Origin of the sequence: Zobellia sp. B3R18 (assembly GCF_018860715.1) — a bacterium.
Lineage (GTDB): Bacteria > Bacteroidota > Bacteroidia > Flavobacteriales > Flavobacteriaceae > Zobellia > Zobellia russellii.
In genome coordinates this window covers 303,722-319,624 of the sequence record NZ_JAHKQG010000014.1, presented here as the reverse complement: position 1 = coordinate 319,624, position 15,903 = coordinate 303,722, and the positions used below count along the sequence as shown (strand labels likewise).

General features: G+C 38.8%; 15 protein-coding genes. 4 read left to right on the top strand and 11 right to left on the bottom strand.

Annotated elements, in window-relative coordinates; all coding sequences use genetic code 11:
* Nucleotides 1-6 precede the first annotated feature (6 nt).
* The 10 genes from KO513_RS18015 to KO513_RS17970 form a co-directional block, all read right to left on the bottom strand.
* A complete protein-coding gene (locus tag KO513_RS18015; protein ID WP_215914606.1) occupies nucleotides 7-243 on the bottom strand; it encodes a DUF6095 family protein in 237 nt (78 codons plus the stop codon).
* A 26-nt stretch (nucleotides 244-269) separates the two neighbouring features.
* The gene (locus KO513_RS18010; RefSeq protein ID WP_215914605.1) at nucleotides 270-1,127 is read right to left on the bottom strand and encodes a DUF4249 family protein; all 858 of its coding nucleotides are present in this window, start codon (nucleotides 1,125-1,127) and stop codon (nucleotides 270-272) included.
* Between the two features lie 4 nt (nucleotides 1,128-1,131).
* Complete coding sequence (locus KO513_RS18005; protein WP_215914604.1) at nucleotides 1,132-3,531, bottom strand: TonB-dependent receptor; 2,400 nt, start codon at nucleotides 3,529-3,531, stop codon at nucleotides 1,132-1,134.
* 124 nt (nucleotides 3,532-3,655) lie between these two features.
* On the bottom strand, nucleotides 3,656-5,875 hold the full coding sequence (locus KO513_RS18000) for an NADP-dependent isocitrate dehydrogenase (RefSeq protein WP_215914603.1): 2,220 nt from the start codon (nucleotides 5,873-5,875) through the stop codon (nucleotides 3,656-3,658).
* 706 nt (nucleotides 5,876-6,581) lie between these two features.
* Nucleotides 6,582-6,932, bottom strand: a complete 351-nt coding sequence (gene rplS, locus KO513_RS17995; protein WP_215439022.1) for a 50S ribosomal protein L19 — start codon at nucleotides 6,930-6,932, stop codon at nucleotides 6,582-6,584.
* Nucleotides 6,933-7,074: 142 nt separating this feature from the next.
* Nucleotides 7,075-7,749 carry a tRNA (guanosine(37)-N1)-methyltransferase TrmD gene (gene trmD / locus KO513_RS17990; RefSeq protein ID WP_215914602.1) on the bottom strand — a complete coding sequence of 225 codons (675 nt, stop codon included), beginning with the start codon at nucleotides 7,747-7,749 and terminating at the stop codon, nucleotides 7,075-7,077.
* A gap of 11 nt (nucleotides 7,750-7,760) precedes the next feature.
* Nucleotides 7,761-8,204, bottom strand: coding sequence for a GNAT family N-acetyltransferase (locus KO513_RS17985; protein WP_215914601.1), 444 nt, complete (start codon nucleotides 8,202-8,204; stop codon nucleotides 7,761-7,763).
* Nucleotides 8,205-8,245: 41 nt separating this feature from the next.
* Nucleotides 8,246-8,866, bottom strand: coding sequence for a tRNA (guanine-N1)-methyltransferase (locus KO513_RS17980; RefSeq protein WP_215439025.1), 621 nt, complete (start codon nucleotides 8,864-8,866; stop codon nucleotides 8,246-8,248).
* A 148-nt stretch (nucleotides 8,867-9,014) separates the two neighbouring features.
* Nucleotides 9,015-10,463 carry a glyceraldehyde-3-phosphate dehydrogenase gene (locus KO513_RS17975; RefSeq protein ID WP_215914600.1) on the bottom strand — a complete coding sequence of 483 codons (1,449 nt, stop codon included), beginning with the start codon at nucleotides 10,461-10,463 and terminating at the stop codon, nucleotides 9,015-9,017.
* Nucleotides 10,464-10,577: 114 nt separating this feature from the next.
* The gene (locus KO513_RS17970; RefSeq protein ID WP_215914599.1) at nucleotides 10,578-11,969 is read right to left on the bottom strand and encodes a S1C family serine protease; all 1,392 of its coding nucleotides are present in this window, start codon (nucleotides 11,967-11,969) and stop codon (nucleotides 10,578-10,580) included.
* Between the two features lie 190 nt (nucleotides 11,970-12,159).
* Between KO513_RS17970 and dapF the strand changes: the two genes are divergently transcribed.
* The 4 genes from dapF to KO513_RS17950 all read left to right on the top strand — a co-directional run bounded on the left by dapF (nucleotide 12,160) and on the right by KO513_RS17950 (nucleotide 15,273).
* Nucleotides 12,160-12,936: a diaminopimelate epimerase gene (gene dapF / locus KO513_RS17965; RefSeq protein WP_215914598.1), complete on the top strand. Its 777-nt coding sequence runs from the start codon at nucleotides 12,160-12,162 to the stop codon at nucleotides 12,934-12,936.
* Nucleotides 12,930-13,454: a GNAT family N-acetyltransferase gene (locus tag KO513_RS17960; RefSeq protein WP_215914597.1), complete on the top strand. Its 525-nt coding sequence runs from the start codon at nucleotides 12,930-12,932 to the stop codon at nucleotides 13,452-13,454. The genes dapF and KO513_RS17960 overlap by 7 nt, the downstream gene beginning before the upstream one ends.
* Nucleotides 13,454-14,497, top strand: coding sequence for an endolytic transglycosylase MltG (gene mltG, locus KO513_RS17955; protein ID WP_215914596.1), 1,044 nt, complete (start codon nucleotides 13,454-13,456; stop codon nucleotides 14,495-14,497). The genes KO513_RS17960 and mltG overlap by 1 nt, the downstream gene beginning before the upstream one ends.
* 146 nt (nucleotides 14,498-14,643) lie before the next feature.
* Entirely contained in the window at nucleotides 14,644-15,273 is a 630-nt protein-coding gene (locus KO513_RS17950; protein ID WP_215439031.1) for a hypothetical protein, read from the top strand.
* Nucleotides 15,274-15,408: 135 nt separating this feature from the next.
* On the opposite strand, the gene KO513_RS17945 is transcribed toward KO513_RS17950, so the two are convergent.
* Nucleotides 15,409-15,798, bottom strand: coding sequence for a RidA family protein (locus KO513_RS17945; RefSeq protein ID WP_215914595.1), 390 nt, complete (start codon nucleotides 15,796-15,798; stop codon nucleotides 15,409-15,411).
* Nucleotides 15,799-15,903 lie beyond the last annotated feature (105 nt).

The following is a 15,903-nucleotide window of genomic DNA, read 5'->3' as shown; positions in this document are numbered from 1 at the left end:
TTATTTTTACTTTTTCTTACCGAACAGAGACTCCATAATTAACCGTAAACTGTAAAATGCCATTACTATTGCTCCAATGGCGAATATAAAACCTAATATTAGAACGGGCCAATATAAGGGATGACCTTGGTTTTTGAAAGCTTGGTATATTACACCTGGAGCCAGGAACATTAGGAAAATTGTATAGGCAATATGTTTAAGCCCTTTTACCAGTAAATCTTTATCCGTTCTCTTTTGAGACATAGTTGCAAAATTCAATTTGGGTAAAATTACTCAATAGAAATGGACTTGGAGTACGTTTGGCAAACGGCAAAATAACCTAGGGCAAAATTCTCTTGGTCAACTAGGCTATCAAGATTGTCCAAATCCGAAATATCCTCAACATTAGTGATATTTATAATATTGCCTTTTACCGTGCCTGCTGGGGTTTGAAACGGACCTTGGTCTCCTCCGGACTGCACAATAAGTTGGTTCATATAGTTATAGAAGCCCCTATCAACACCCAGTATGCTTATATCCAGTACCATTCCGTCTTTTACATCATCATCATAAAAATAAGAAAACTCAAAAGTCTCTCCAGGGTAAAATGTATCTTCCGTGACCAAGTATTCGTTAAAATCAAAATCAAAAAGATAGAAATCGGTTCGGTTGGGTTGGTCCTTAAAAGCTACTACTATTTCTGTTTCTTCGCCTGAAAAAAGAGTTGCATCGCCCTGCTCTAATTTGGTAATTGGTACCGTAGGCACATAGGCAGTCTGCGCTGCATATCTAGAACCTTGATGTTCAATAAACAGTACCAAATCACCGGACGTCATAAAATCTGTGGTCGTTTCACTCTGGTAGACACCGCTACCGCTAAAGGTTTCAAAGAGGGGTATAGTTTCTTCGCTTTCCAGATTGGTAATGCTTATTTGGTCTAGTCGTGCAGGTTCTACAGATTCAAAAAAATTAGTTGATGTGCTCACTCTTACTTCGGCATAATATGTAGAGGAGGGCTGAGTAAGATCAATTCGCATTAAGGCATCTACGGTTAAGCGAGACTGGTCCGTTGGAACTTCTACTTCCACAACATCTTCACAAGCGGATAAAAACGAAAGCAGGCAGAGTATATAGATAAACTTTTTCATGGCCTTAAAATTTAAAGTTATACGTTACCGCCGGTACCACGCCAAAGATTGACGTACGTACCGCTTCATTGGCTCCGGTATCCTCATTGCGGCTAAAACTTATAGATGCGGCATTCCTGCGATTGTATACATTGTATACGCTGAAGACCCATTCGGTCTGCCATTTTCTGATTTTGTTCTTTTTTGGGGTCAGGGTTGCGGAGACATCCATACGATGGTAAGCGGGCAAACGCTCTTCATTTCGCAGTCCATAATAGGGAACGGTAAGCCCCTGAAAACGAAATTGACCTATAGGGTAATTGGTGGGTTGCCCTGTTTGAAATACAAAATTGGTATTAAAATTCCATTTTTGATTTAAATCATAGCTCGCATAGGCCGATATATCGTGGGTCTTGTCATACGGGGTGTTGTACCAGGCTCCGGAGTTTATGCCAGTTTCCGTAAATGAAGTCCCGTCTTGCAATTCAATGGTTCTTCCTGGTGTCCTTTGCTCAGATTTTGAAAGCGTATAGGCAAGCCAACCCTGAAACTTACCCTCGTTTTTGCGTAGTAAAAATTCCAGACCGTAAGCTCGCGCTTCGCCATTTAGAATAACTTGCTCAATGGCATCATTGGCAATAAGGTTGGCGCCATCTATATAGTCTATGCGATTTTGAACGTCCTTATAAAAAGCCTCGGTTTCAAAAGAGAAATCACCATCCTTTAGATTTTTAAAATACCCCACCGCGTATTGATCAAGAATTTGGGGTTTTACAAAGGGGCCGCTTGGAGTCCAAACATCCAATGGAGTAGGAGAGCTCGTGTTGGAAAGTAAATGCAGGTACTGTGCCAAATGGGTGTAGCTGGCCTTTATAGAACTACTGTTGTTTAAGGTGTATGCCAAGGATATACGTGGTTCCAGGTTGTTAAAGGTAGCCAAGCTACCACTTCTTTTTACGTTATACCGGTCTATAGGTATGCCTTCTTGATATACTTGCAGTACCGGGTCAAAAAAGACAGGGTTATCATCTAAATAGACGTTTACCTCGTCTTGTCCCAATCGTAAAAAATTACTGAAGCGGAGTCCATAATTTAGACTCAGGTTTTTGGTTATATCATGTTCAATATCAATATAGGCTGCAAATTCATTGGCATACTTTTGTGTTAACTGCTCTTCTACTATACCGGAATCTTCGTTGCTAGGCTGTATTTTTCCAGGGTTAAAACGATAGTAGATATTATTGATGCCGTAATTGATTTGAAACTTGTCTGTGATATAGTGTTTCAGGTCATATTTTATATTGAAGTTTTCAATGCCCGAATTCCAATCGAAGCCTACAAAATCCAGTTTTAGACCATAGTAATAGTTGGAATAGATTAAAGAGAGGTTAGAAAATAACTTGTCTGAAAAAAGGTGATTCCATCTAAAATTACCTACTGCGTTTCCATAAGTATTTACAAAACTATCGCTTATACCAAATACATCACGACCAAAATATCCTGATAGGAAAATACTGTTGTTATCGTTTATGTTGTAATTGAGCTTGGTATTTAAATCGTAGAAATAGGCGGTATTATCTACGTCAAAAAGGGGCAGGAATAGGTGAGCATAGGAGGCACGGCCTCCCACAAGAAACGCAGCTTTATCTTTTTTTATAGGGCCTTCTACCAACAAACGGCTGGCAACGGCGCCTATACCTCCGTTTACTTTAATTTTTTTGCTATTTCCTTCTTTTTGGAAAATATCCAGAACCGACGAGACTCTACCGCCATAACGGGCCGGAATTCCCCCTTTATATAGTTTAATATCCTTTATGGCGTCCGGGTTAAAGACAGAGAAAAAGCCGAATAGGTGGGAGGAGTTAAAAATAGTGGCCTCATCTAATAAAATTAGATTTTGGTCTACGGCACCGCCCCGTACATTAAAACCGGAGGCACCCTCGCCTGCGTTGGTTACACCGGGCAGTAAGAGAATGGATTTAATAACATCGGCTTCTCCCAAGATAACCGGAATTTTTTTAATAGTTCCCACAGATAAGGAGTTCACGCTCATCTGGGGTTTGCGTACATCCATTTTTTCTACGTCTTCCGTTACTACAACTTCTTGCAACTGTTCAGCGGATTCCATCAGCTGAAAATTCATTTTTTTATCCGCATCCAGTGTGACCGTTTTTACAACATCCTGAAAACCCAGGTATCTGATCAACAACTGGTAGGTGCCTTCTGGAAGGGTAATGGAATAAAAACCGTATTCATTGGTGGTAACCCCTGTTTCCAGTTCGGGAAAAACAATAGCCACCCCAATAAGGGTTTCATTGCTGGAATCTTCTGAGATTGTTCCGCTTAAAGTGTATTGCCTTTGGGCAAAACTATTAAAAAAACAAAGTAGAAAGACACTGAGAACGACCTTGGTAAGTTGGTTCATCTAAGAGCAATTTTTTTATAAATGTAGCTAGAAAAAGACCTTTACAGAAAATGTTAACACTATTTTAAAAAGAAAAAGGCCCTTGCAAATGCAGGGCCTTTTTATTGTACTTAACTCATAATGGTTATAATGTATCCAAGATAGAATTAAAAGTCTCACTAGGTCTCATTGCCTTAGCGGCAAGTTCTGCATCTGGCTTGTAGTACCCTCCAATGTCCTGAGGTTTGCCTTGAGCTTGCATTAGCTCCTCTACAATTTTAGATTCTTGAGATTGAATAGCTTCATAGACTTTAGAGAAAGTAGCCTTTAATTCGGCATCCTTATCTTGTTTGGCCAAAGCCTCGGCCCAGTACATGGCCAAGAAGAAGTGGCTTCCACGTGTATCTATTTCTTTTACCTTTCTTGAAGGCGATTTATCATTAATCAAGAATTTTTCTGTGGCACTGTCCAAAGCATCACCTAAAATTCTAGCTTTTTCATTTTGATTTTTTTCTCCGTAGAAATCCAAAGAAACTCCTAAGGCAAGAAACTCACCTAAAGAATCCCATCGTAAATGACCTTCTTCAATGAATTGTTCCACATGTTTTGGAGCTGATCCACCTGCCCCGGTCTCAAAAAGACCACCACCGTTCATAAGTGGTACAATAGATAACATTTTTGCACTGGTGCCCACTTCTAAAATAGGGAACAGATCTGTAAGATAATCTCTAAGCACGTTTCCGGATACGGAAATAGTGTCTTTACCTTCTTTCATTCTTGCCAAGGTAAATTCAGTAGCTTTCTTAGGAGAAAGAATACGAATGTCTAACCCGGTGGTATCATGATTAGGTAAGTAAGTGTTTACTTTTTTGATAAGTTCTGCATCATGCGCCCTATTTTCATCTAACCAGAAAACTGCAGGGTCATTTGTTGCTCTCGCTCTGGATACGGCCAATTTTATCCAATCCTGGATAGGAGCATCCTTAACTTGGCACATACGCCAGATGTCACCTTCTTCAACCGCATGTTCTTCTAAAACTTTATCAGAGTTGATGTCTACTACTTTTACGGTTCCAGCAGCCCCAATTTCAAAAGTTTTGTCATGAGAACCATACTCCTCAGCCTTTTGGGCCATTAAACCTACATTGGGAACGGTTCCCATAGTAGTAGGGTCAAAAGCACCGTTCTTTTTACAGAAATCGATTGTGGCCGAGTATATTTCTGCATAACTGCTATCCGGAATTACCGCTTTGGTATCCTGTGGTTTTCCTTGGGCGTTCCACATTTGACCAGAATTACGGATCATAGCCGGCATTGACGCATCAATAATAATATCCGAAGGAACGTGAAGGTTGGTAATACCCTTGTCCGAATTTACCATGGCCAAGTCCGGACCTTCATTTATAGCTTTTTGAATATCTTTTTCAATAGCCTCTTTTTTATCTACTGGCAGCTCATTTAACTTGGCGAACAAGTTTTCAAGACCGTCATTTGCACTAATTCCTAAAGTTTTGAACGTGTCTTCATATTTGTTGAAAACGTCTGCAAAGAAAACTTCAACGGCATGTCCAAAAATAATTGGATCGGAAACTTTCATCATGGTAGCTTTCATATGAAGCGAGAACAATACACCTTGGTCTTTGGCGTCTTGCACCTGCTTTTTCAAAAATGCGACAAGTGCATTTTTGCTCAAAACGGTAGCATCTATGATTTCACCTTCTAGAAGGCCTAATTTATCTTTAAGAACTTGGGTTTCTCCATTGTTCTTGACCAATTCTATTCTTATATCCGTAGGTTGGGCAAGTGTCAATGATTTCTCATTGGCTTTAAAATCCCCATGATCCATTGTGGCAACATGGGTTTTGGAATCAGGACTCCAGGCACCCATGGAGTGTGGGTTTTGTTTTGCGTAATTTTTTACGGCGCGCGGAGCTCTACGATCGGAGTTTCCTTCTCGTAGTACCGGGTTTACGGCGCTACCTTTAATTTTGTCATATCTAGATTTAATATCCTTTTCTGCTTCATTGGAAGGCTCGTCCGGATAGCTTGGTAAATCATAACCATTGTCTTGTAATTCCTTAATGGCTTCCTTTAATTGTGGAACGGAAGCACTAATGTTAGGAAGCTTTATAATGTTTGCTTCTGGTTTTTTAGCCAAAGCACCTAACTCTTCTAAATCATTTGCGATTTTTTGCTCATTTTTTAGAAAATCAGGAAATACAGCTATAATTCTTCCGGCCAAAGAAATGTCTTTGGTCTCTATGGTAACATTGGCCGTTTTGGTAAATGCTTTTACAATTGGTAAAAATGATTGTGTAGCTAAAGCCGGAGCTTCATCTGTTTTTGTATAAAAAATTTTGGACATGTAAGGAAAGGTTTAATTTAAAGCGGAGTAAATATACAACTTTATGTATTCTTCCAAGCCAAAAGATAAGGGGTTGTTTTGAGCTGTATCTCTTTATGGGCTATTTTAACAAAAACCTTGCGAATTAGGAAAAAAAAAGGCAAAACAAAAGCCATATCATTGTACTTGTACATTGATATGGCTTTTTAGAAACTGATATAGCAAACTTTCTTCCCTGTTCTTACGACAGATCGGCAACCATTGATTGCATTCGCATCACAATTTCAACGTTTGAGATGAATTGCACTTAATTATCAAACCAAGCTACAATTTATATCTCTTCATATTGTCTACACATTCTTTGTGCATATTTCCTAGACTTGCATCCGTTGAATATTTACAAATATGTTCACATAATCATTTCTCAAAAAGCGACAGCCTTTTGTTGATATGTTCGTTTTACTAAATGGCGTACTCTGAAATACATCTTTAAACATTTATAAAACCTAAACAATACTATAAAGAACGCTACCTCTATAACAATTTCAGAAGCTATCTTCGACAGATGTTTTCTTTAATTGTTTTATAAATGTAGGAAAAATAGTCTAAGCCACCAATTTTTTTAACATATTATAAATCAACAACTTATGAACTGCTGATATTAACAATTGTTCATAACCAAAAAATCCCGCTATTGCGGGATTTTTTTATTGTATGTATTCTTGGCTTAAGAACGTACCTCTTTAATACGTGCTTTTTTACCAGTAAGACCTCTAAAGTAGAAGATACGAGCTCTACGTACTTTACCTCTTTTGTTAACTTCAACCTTTTGCAAGGCTGGCATGTTTACTGGAAAAATACGTTCAACACCTACAGTACCTGACATTTTACGGATTGTAAAAGTTTCGGTAGCACCAGAACCTCTTCTTTGGATAACAACACCTCTAAAGAACTGAGTACGTGTTTTTTCACCTTCCTTAATTTCATAGTACACAGTGATAGTATCACCAGCTGAAAATTTTGGAAATTCTTTTTTTGGAACAAACTCGTCCTGAACGAATTTTAATAATTCTTCCATGATTTTTTTATTAATGATTATGTTATGGTCAACATTCACGATTTTCGTCAGAGGTTGATTTAACAGGCTGCAAAAATACTCTATAATTTAGAACTGACAATAATTTTTTTGATTTTTTGATATATCAAAATACGTAGGGCTGTTACTCCAGTAGATCGGGTCTACGTTCTTCCGTTCTTTTTTGTGCTTGGTCTTCCCTCCATTTCTCTATTTTGGGAAAGTTACCGCTCAAAAGCACTTCCGGTACTTTCATGCCTTTGTACTCTGAGGGTCTGGTATAGACAGGAGGAGCAAGGAGGTCATCCTGAAAGGTATCCGTCAACGCCGATGTTTCGTTGTTTAAAACCCCGGGAATCAACCTAATTACGGCATCGCAAAGAATAGCGGCACCTAGTTCACCGCCAGAAAGTACATAATCGCCTATTGAAATTTCTCTGGTAATAAAAGCATCTCGTACTCTTTGGTCAACACCTTTATAGTGGCCGCAAAGTATGATTACATTGTTAAGCAATGAAATGCCGTTGGCCATTCTTTGGTTCAGGGTTTCCCCATCTGGTGTCATATAGATAATTTCATCGTACGTTCTTTCGGCCTTTAACTTAGAAATACACTTGTCTATAGGCTCTATCATAAGTACCATGCCCGCACCGCCACCAAATTGGTAATCGTCTACTTGGTTGTAGCTCTTGTCCGTGTAGTCCCGTATATTGTGCATGTGCACCTCAACTATGCACTTTTCTATGGCTCGTTTTAAGATAGATGCGTTAAACGGGCTCTCCAGCAATTCCGGTAAAACGGTGATAATATCAATACGCATTTTAGTTTGGGCTATGAATTAGTGCGCCAAAAGTAGTGAAAAGAGTGCGAATCTTTTTTCCACCCCAGCTTTTCATAAAGCTTTTGTGCGGGATTATCCGTTGCCGTTTCTAGGGCTAAGCCTTTAAACCCTTTTTTTAAACAGAATTCTTGTGCTGTATTCAACAATGCGGAGCCTATGCCTTTTTTTCTTTGGGTTTGGTTTACATATAAATCGTTCAACACATAATAGGGGAGCATAGAAACGGATGAAAATGTAGTGTATAACTGGGTGAAGCCTACAGCTTCCCCATCAATAAAAGCCATGAAAACTATAGATTCCGATTGGGAAAAGCGCTCTTTAAGAAAAGAAGTAGCGGCATTTATGTCCGAAGCTTGTTTGTAGAAAACCCTGTAACTATCGAACAAAGGTGCTAGTAATGGTATATGCGATGAGTTGGCTTGAATAATTTTCATAACACAAAGAATAAAAAAAGCTCCGTGAGGAGCTTTTTAGATTATTTCTGTTTTTTGTACTTGTTGATTTCATCTTGCAGCTGCCTGCTAATTTTTTGCTCCCTTTCTAAAGCCCTTCTACGGTGGTCTTCATACTCGGTTTCCAGTTCGGCTAAATTAGTCTTGGCTTCCTGGGTTAGGATGTTACTGTTTCTAAATCTATATATAAAGAAAAGTAACAGTGCTAACAGAGAAGCAATAACGGTCCAAAGAATACCATTATATGTACTTTTTGAAACCATAATACCTAAAAAGGACATGCTGTCTTTTTCCTCGGTTACAGCTACCAAGTTGTTGGTAGTCTCTTCCAATTTTTTGTTTAGCGAACCTATTGTAGATTCGTGTCCGCCAATAGTAGCTTTTAATTCGGCAGCTCTTTTGTTATACCCTTTTAGTGTATCAAGAACATTTTGGCGCAGTTTGTCCAATGAAATCGTACGCACGACCTCATATTTTTTTCCATCTGCACGATAATTACCAGATTTGGTAAAAATGTACTCAAATTGACTATCTATAGGCCCTTTATCAAGTGACAACTCTTCTTGAGCTTCCGCTTCTTGGGCAAATTGTAGGTTATATGCTAATAAAGCCGTTATCAGTAACAGGATTCTTAAGCCTTTCATGTTGAAGTGATTCTGTGAATTAATTATTTAGAGCCGACTAAAGTAATTCAATAATATCAATTAATAAAAAAAATCAAGGATAAGGTTGCTATTTAGTAGGGAATACCTTCAAAAAAGCGGAAAGTATTCCCTTGTAAGTAGCTTAAAATCAATAATAAGTATACCTTCTTACTTTTGATATGTATTTGGCCAAACGTATTACCTGGTGCGAATAACCATACTCGTTGTCATACCAAATATAAAGTATAATATTTTTTCCGCTGCCGTTAACAATTGTAGCGTTACTATCATAAATGGAAGGTGCGTTTGTTCCTACAATATCCGAAGATACCATTTCCTTGCTCAAGGAATATTTTATTTGCTCTACCAAATCTCCCTCTAGGGCATACTTTTTTATAATGGCGTTAATACCATCTATGGAAGTTTTATTTTTCACTTCTAAGTTTAGAATAGCTAAAGAACCGTTGGGAACCGGTACCCTAATTGCATTAGAGGTAAGCTTATCCTTTAATTCCGGTAGAGCTTTAGCTACTGCAGCACCTGCACCTGTTTCGGTTATGACCATGTTCAGAGCGGCTGCTCGGCCCCGTCTATGTTTGCTGTGCATGTTATCCACTAGGTTCTGGTCATTAGTGTAGGCATGAATGGTCTCCAAATGCCCTTTTGTAATTCCCAAGGAATCTTCAATAACACTTAAAATAGGGGTAATGGCATTGGTAGTACACGAAGCGGCCGAAAATATTTTAATGGCGTCCGGGTCATACGTTTTGTGATTAACTCCATGAACAATATTAGGTACCTCTTTTCCGGGAGCGGTAAGGAGCACGTGCGAAGCTCCTTCGGCTTCCAGGTGTCTGGCCAATTCGGTTTTGGTTCTGAAAGCTCCTGTATTGTCTATTATCAATGCATCGTTTATTCCATACTGGGTGTAATCGATTTTCTCGGGACGATCGGCGCTGATCATGTAAACGGTAGTACCGTTTATTATCAAGGCATTATTCTTTATATCTGTTTCTACCGTGCCGGAAAATTTACCGTGAACGGAATCAATACGTAAAAGATTGGCTCTTTTTTCCAGAATCTCATGGTTGTCCGCTTTTCGGGTTACGATAGCTCTTAAGCGCAGTTGATTGCCTTGACCGGTCTTTGCCATAAGCTCTCTAGCCAGAAGCCTACCTATTCTTCCAAAGCCATAAAGAACAATATCCTTAGGTTTTAAAGGTGGGGCATTGTCCGCGTCTTTTAGTTTGTCAAACACAAAGGCTTTTATATCTGTATTGTGATTGTCATCTGAGTGGTATTCATAGGTAAGCTTGCCAATGTCTAATTTAGCAGGAGGTAGCTGAATATCGTTTATGGCCCGCAATATTTCGGTGGAATCGAAAATAGAAATGGGTTTTTGGACAAATTCACCTGCATATTCATGCAGATTTATAATGTCACTTACGTTTTTGTCTATCACCTGATTTTTGAAAAGCACGATTTCTATCGTCTTATCATACCAAAGGTCACTGACCAGTTTTATGAATTCGGTTGTAGCTTTTCTTCTATCAGCCTGAAAGGCTAATTCTTTTTCGTAAGAAGCGTTAGATTTCATTTTGTTGAGTTGAGTTATATTTTGGTATAAAAGTAGCTATTTAGTGTTGTTTGAAACAATAGTAAACAAAAAAACACCTCAATTGAGGTGTTTTTAATTTAAAGTTTTAATGTTTTATTGAAAAATCAGGCGTTCTCTTTCTCCTTTTTCGTTGATCATTGTGATACTGGTTTTACCGTATCTAGAGATGCTTCCAAAAAGGGTTCTGGCCTCTTCAATATCGTTTATTTCATTATTGTCAACCGAAAGAAGAACTTTTCCTTCCAACCCGTAACCACGGTAGGTTTCAGGTACACCAACAATTTTTACACCTTGTTTGGTCTTAAACTTTTTGTTGTCCTCTTTTGTTAAGTTCTTTACTTCAAGGCCCATTACCGGAACTATTACGGTCTGTCTTTTCTTAAGCATGACAGGCACGGTAAATTCTTCTCCGTCTCTATCAATAGTAACCTCTACAGAGTCGTTGGGTCTTTTAGCGGAAAGATAACCGGTAAGATCGGCAAATTTGCGGATCTTGATATTGTCTACTTTCTTTATGATATCTCCTTCTATCAGTTCGGCTTCGGCAGCTCCAGTTCCTTCTTCAACCCCGGAAATGTATACACCCTCAATCTCATTAAGTCCTTTTTCTATGGCGTAAGGCGTGTTTATGTTCAGGGTCTTAATTCCTAAAATGCCTTTTTGTACGTTTCCATATTCTAGGATATCATCAACTACTTTTTTGGCAATGTTGCTGGGAACTGCAAAGGAATAGCCCACATAGCTTCCCGTTTGTGATGTAATGGCGGTGTTGATACCCACAAGATCTCCGTTCGTATTAACCAATGCCCCACCACTGTTACCAGGGTTTACGGCTGCATCGGTTTGGATAAACGACTGATTTTTTCCCAAATCACGTGCTTTTGCACTTACTATACCCGCAGTTACGGTAGAAGTAAGGTTAAAAGGGTTACCAACGGCCAAAACCCATTCACCTATTTTAACGTCATCAGAATCACCAAAGGCCAAATATGGCAAATTTCCTTCAGCATCTATTTTAATTAGGGCGATGTCAGAGTTCGGGTCGGTGCCAATAAGTTCGGCATCATAAGTTTTGTTATTGTTTAGGGTAACCTGTAATTGATTTGCTTTGCTAATAACGTGGTTGTTCGTAACAATATAACCATCTTGCGAAATAATTACCCCAGATCCGGTTCCTACTTGAGGCCTTTCATTTCCTCCGCTTCCATAAAAGAAGTCCATAAGGCTATGGGGAGTTCTGTTAATGGTTACATTTTTAACGTGTACTACCGCGTTTACGGTGTTTTCTGCTGCAACGGTAAAGTCAACCTCATTAATTCCCGCCCCTTTTGCAGAGGTAGGTGTTAGGCTCGTATTAAAAACCGAATGTCCTTCGTCTTGGGATATAACGGCGTAATTGGTGTTTTCAAAAAATAATTTGTAGCTGCCCAGTGTTATTGCTCCAGCAAAGAGGGCGATTAAAAAGGTACTGGCAATTTTTTTCATGTTATCGTTTTGTTTAAATTCTTTTGATATGTTAAAATTAGTCGTTTTTTAGGTGCGTTATATTTGCTTTAACTACTCTTTAACTGCTAAATATATCTTAATCCCTACTATTTCAGGTCGCTAAGTGGTGGACCAAAGAGGTTATTTCCGATAGGGATAAAAGCCTATATTTGTGTCTTTAAATAATTCTATGACACTTAGTTTTTACAAATATCAGGGCACCGGAAACGATTTTGTGCTCATCGATAATCGACAACTACATTTCCCCAAAAACGATACCAAACTGGTAGCGTCTTTATGTGACCGCAAATTTGGCATAGGGGCAGACGGTTTAATACTTCTAGAAAATGACGAACTGTCAGATTTTAATATGGTCTATTACAATGCAGACGGCCGTGAGGGCAGTTTGTGCGGTAACGGCGGCCGTTGTACTGTAGCTTTTGCCAATTTTTTGGGTGTTATAGATAAAGATACTGTTTTTAATGCTGCAGATGGCAAGCACCACGCAACTATAGCAAATGGTATTGTTAGCCTGCAGATGCAGGATGTGTCCGAAATAAAAGAGAAACCGGAGTATGTATTCTTGGACACGGGTTCGCCACACCACGTGCAAATAGTAAAGTCCGTTCAAGATTTTGAAGTTTATAAAGAAGGGAAAAAGTTGCGTTACGGAATGTACGGACAAACCGGAAGCAACGTTAATTTTGTTGAAACCTTAGATAATGACGCCTTTGCCGTAAGAACTTATGAGCGTGGTGTAGAGGATGAAACTTTATCCTGTGGAACTGGGGTTACAGCTGTAGCAATAGCTATGCATAACTCCGGAAAAACATCTGCAAATAGAATAAAAGTGAATACTCAGGGCGGTGAGCTAGAGGTAGAGTTTGCTAAAAAGGATGGTGTGTACGAGCAGATTCATTTAATTGGCCCTGCCAAACAGGTATTCAAAGGAGAGATCGAATGTTAAGTTTAAATGGAGAACATATAAATCTGCGGGCTTTAGAACCCAATGATCTAGATTTTCTCTACGAACTTGAGAATAACACCCAGATGTGGGAAATAAGTGGTACGACTACCCCATATTCAAAACATGTACTAGCGCTTTATTTGGAAAACGCCCATAGGGACATTTATGATGTTAAGCAATTGCGGCTCTGTATCTGCAATAAGCAGAATTCAACAATTGGGCTTATTGACCTATTTGATTTTGATCCTAAGAATTTTAGGGCGGGAATAGGTATAGTTATTTTGGATAAAGAAAAGAGGAACCAAGGAGTAGGGGCGGAGGCCATTCAATTGGTGTGTGATTATGCTCATAAGGTCTTGAATCTGCGACAGCTTTACGCCAATGTATTGGAGGGTAATGACCCAAGCATTCATTTGTTCAAGAAGATGGGTTTTGAAGAGGTGGGAATTAAAAGAGATTGGATTTTTTCCGAGGGGAAGTATATAAATGAAATTTTGTTTCAAAAAATAAATACCTAATGTATATAAAACGTATTCTAGTATTTATAGCAATTGCCGGTCTTGTAGGCGGTGGAATCTTTGCTTACACGGTTTACAACGCCATTTTTGCGCCTAATACGGCTTTTGAAAATAACGAAGCCTTTGTATTTGTGCCTTCGGATGCAGATTTTAACGAAGTAAAGAATTTGGTATCTCCACTTCTTAAGGATATGAGTTCTTTTGAGAAAGTGGCACAGCGTAAGGGGTACGCCGCCAATGTAAGAGGAGGTAAGTACGCTATTAAAAAGGAGGCGAGCAATAATGATATTGTAAACTCACTCCGTAGTCAGAATATACCTGTAAAAGTTGCATTTAACAACCAGGAAACATTAGCGGACCTAGCCGGTAGAATAGCGATGCAAATAGAGCCGGATAGCATAACTTTGTTGAAGGCATTTACAGATGAAGCTTTCTTGAAAGCTAACGGATTTAATAGGGATACGGAGTTGGCTATGTATATACCCAACAGTTACGAGTTTTTCTGGAATACTTCCGAGAAAGAGTTCAGGGAGCGTATGCTAAAGGAATACAAACGTTTTTGGACGGATGCTCGTTTAGCCAAGGCAAAAGCATTAGGGCTTTCTCCCGAAGAGGTGATTACTTTGGCCTCTGTAGTACATAAAGAAACCGCAAAAGTTGATGAGCGCCCAAGAGTAGCGGGCGTTTACCTTAATCGTTTACGAAGGGGCATATTACTTCAGGCAGACCCTACAGTAATTTACGCCATCAAAAAGCAAAGCGGCAACTTTAACACTGTAATCAAAAGGGTCCTTTATAAGGATTTGGAATTAGACTCTCCGTATAACACCTATAAGTACGCAGGTCTACCACCAGGGCCAATTGCTATGCCGGATATTACGGCTATTGACGCGGTTCTTAGTCCGGAAAAGCACGATTACCTCTACTTTGTAGCCAATGTGGAAAATTTTGGATACCACAAATTTGCTAAGACTTTAGCCCAGCACAACCGCAATAAAGCGCAGTATGTCCGGTGGATAAATGCTCAAAAAATTAATAGATAGGCATTTTGTCCGTAGTTTAATACTTGTTAACTAAAACGGTATATTTTTAACAAAGCATTCTAATTTGTAAGACTAAAACGGGCTTATCTTTGCCCCTCGTAATCTAAGCAGGTTAAATTTTCGTAAGTCTTAGGTAAATATAATGTATGAGAAAGTGGCTAGGATTTTCAAGCCCCCTAATCATTACCTTTATTTTATTGAGTTTCGGATTTGAGTCTAAAGAGGTGAAAGTGCCGGAAACCCTTAAAGTAAATCAACCTACTGAAGTTTTGTTTCCCAAAAACAAAACTATGCATTCAACGATATTGATAGCTCCGCCTTTTTTAGGGAGTTCTTATATCGGATTTAAAGAAGCTCTAGCGTTTAAAGAATCGCAGGGTAACTATTTTACAACAAATACACTTGGGTATTTGGGAAAATACCAGTTTGGTATTGGTACCTTACAGCTTATGGGTGTGTATAACGCAACAAGTTTCTTAAACGACCCAGTGTTGCAAGAAAGAGCTTTTCACACGAATGTAGCTCGTAATAAGTGGATTTTGAGAAGAGACATTGACCGTTTCGTTGGAAAACGAATAGGTGGTGTTGAAATTACGGAATCCGGAATGTTGGCCGCGGCCCATTTGGCCGGTGCCGGTAACGTTAAAAAGTACCTGCGATCGTGGGGTGCGTTTGATGTATCGGACAGTTACGGAACAACAATAGCAATTTACATGAAAAAGTTTTCAGGATACGATATGTCATATGTTTCGCCAAGGCGAAACCCTAAAGTGTAACTATCGCCTATTTAAGATTTAATGTACATATGAAAGTGGACGAGCCCCAATAGAAATATTGGGGTTTGTTTTTTTTCGGTCGTTTTCTATCTTGGTTTTAGGGTATTTTTATTTATGAATACCTCAATTCAGATGTTATTTTATGACTGTAGCTTCCAGTTCTATTTTTAATGTTTCAAAAAGGCCTTTAACCTCCAGTAAGGTGCTTGCCTGCCGTATGTTGTGCTTGGTTGTCCAATTTTGGAAAACATCAAAACACGTAAACAGCTCTTCAGTTGAAGTTGTATAAAGGTTTAATCTCACAATATTTTTACATTCATATCCGGCATCCTTTATTATGCGTTCCAAGTTTTCTATAGATTGAATTAATTGGGCTTTCATGCTAGCAGTACTAGATTTACCTTCATCATCTATTGCAGTTTGCCCGGAAATATAAAGCGTGCCTTTTGGGTTCGTAACTTCTACGGCTTGTACATAACTTCTTTCGTTTTGCCATTTCCACGGGTTAATTATTCGTTTTTCCATATTGCTTTTTTTTGCGTACGCAGTAGCTAATTATATACTTTATTTGTTAATACTTGTGCTTTGCCATATACGCTGCAAATATTTAACTAATGGTATGGTTATAGC

Coding starts and splice junctions, on each gene's coding strand:
- KO513_RS18015 (WP_215914606.1), bottom strand. CDS start 243: ATGTCTCAAAAGAGAACGGATAAAGATTTACTGGTAAAAGGGCTTAAA.
- KO513_RS18010 (WP_215914605.1), bottom strand. CDS start 1,127: ATGAAAAAGTTTATCTATATACTCTGCCTGCTTTCGTTTTTATCCGCT.
- KO513_RS18005 (WP_215914604.1), bottom strand. CDS start 3,531: ATGAACCAACTTACCAAGGTCGTTCTCAGTGTCTTTCTACTTTGTTTT.
- KO513_RS18000 (WP_215914603.1), bottom strand. CDS start 5,875: ATGTCCAAAATTTTTTATACAAAAACAGATGAAGCTCCGGCTTTAGCT.
- rplS (WP_215439022.1), bottom strand. CDS start 6,932: ATGGAAGAATTATTAAAATTCGTTCAGGACGAGTTTGTTCCAAAAAAA.
- trmD (WP_215914602.1), bottom strand. CDS start 7,749: ATGCGTATTGATATTATCACCGTTTTACCGGAATTGCTGGAGAGCCCG.
- KO513_RS17985 (WP_215914601.1), bottom strand. CDS start 8,204: ATGAAAATTATTCAAGCCAACTCATCGCATATACCATTACTAGCACCT.
- KO513_RS17980 (WP_215439025.1), bottom strand. CDS start 8,866: ATGAAAGGCTTAAGAATCCTGTTACTGATAACGGCTTTATTAGCATAT.
- KO513_RS17975 (WP_215914600.1), bottom strand. CDS start 10,463: ATGAAATCTAACGCTTCTTACGAAAAAGAATTAGCCTTTCAGGCTGAT.
- KO513_RS17970 (WP_215914599.1), bottom strand. CDS start 11,969: ATGAAAAAAATTGCCAGTACCTTTTTAATCGCCCTCTTTGCTGGAGCA.
- dapF (WP_215914598.1), top strand. CDS start 12,160: ATGACACTTAGTTTTTACAAATATCAGGGCACCGGAAACGATTTTGTG.
- KO513_RS17960 (WP_215914597.1), top strand. CDS start 12,930: ATGTTAAGTTTAAATGGAGAACATATAAATCTGCGGGCTTTAGAACCC.
- mltG (WP_215914596.1), top strand. CDS start 13,454: ATGTATATAAAACGTATTCTAGTATTTATAGCAATTGCCGGTCTTGTA.
- KO513_RS17950 (WP_215439031.1), top strand. CDS start 14,644: ATGAGAAAGTGGCTAGGATTTTCAAGCCCCCTAATCATTACCTTTATT.
- KO513_RS17945 (WP_215914595.1), bottom strand. CDS start 15,798: ATGGAAAAACGAATAATTAACCCGTGGAAATGGCAAAACGAAAGAAGT.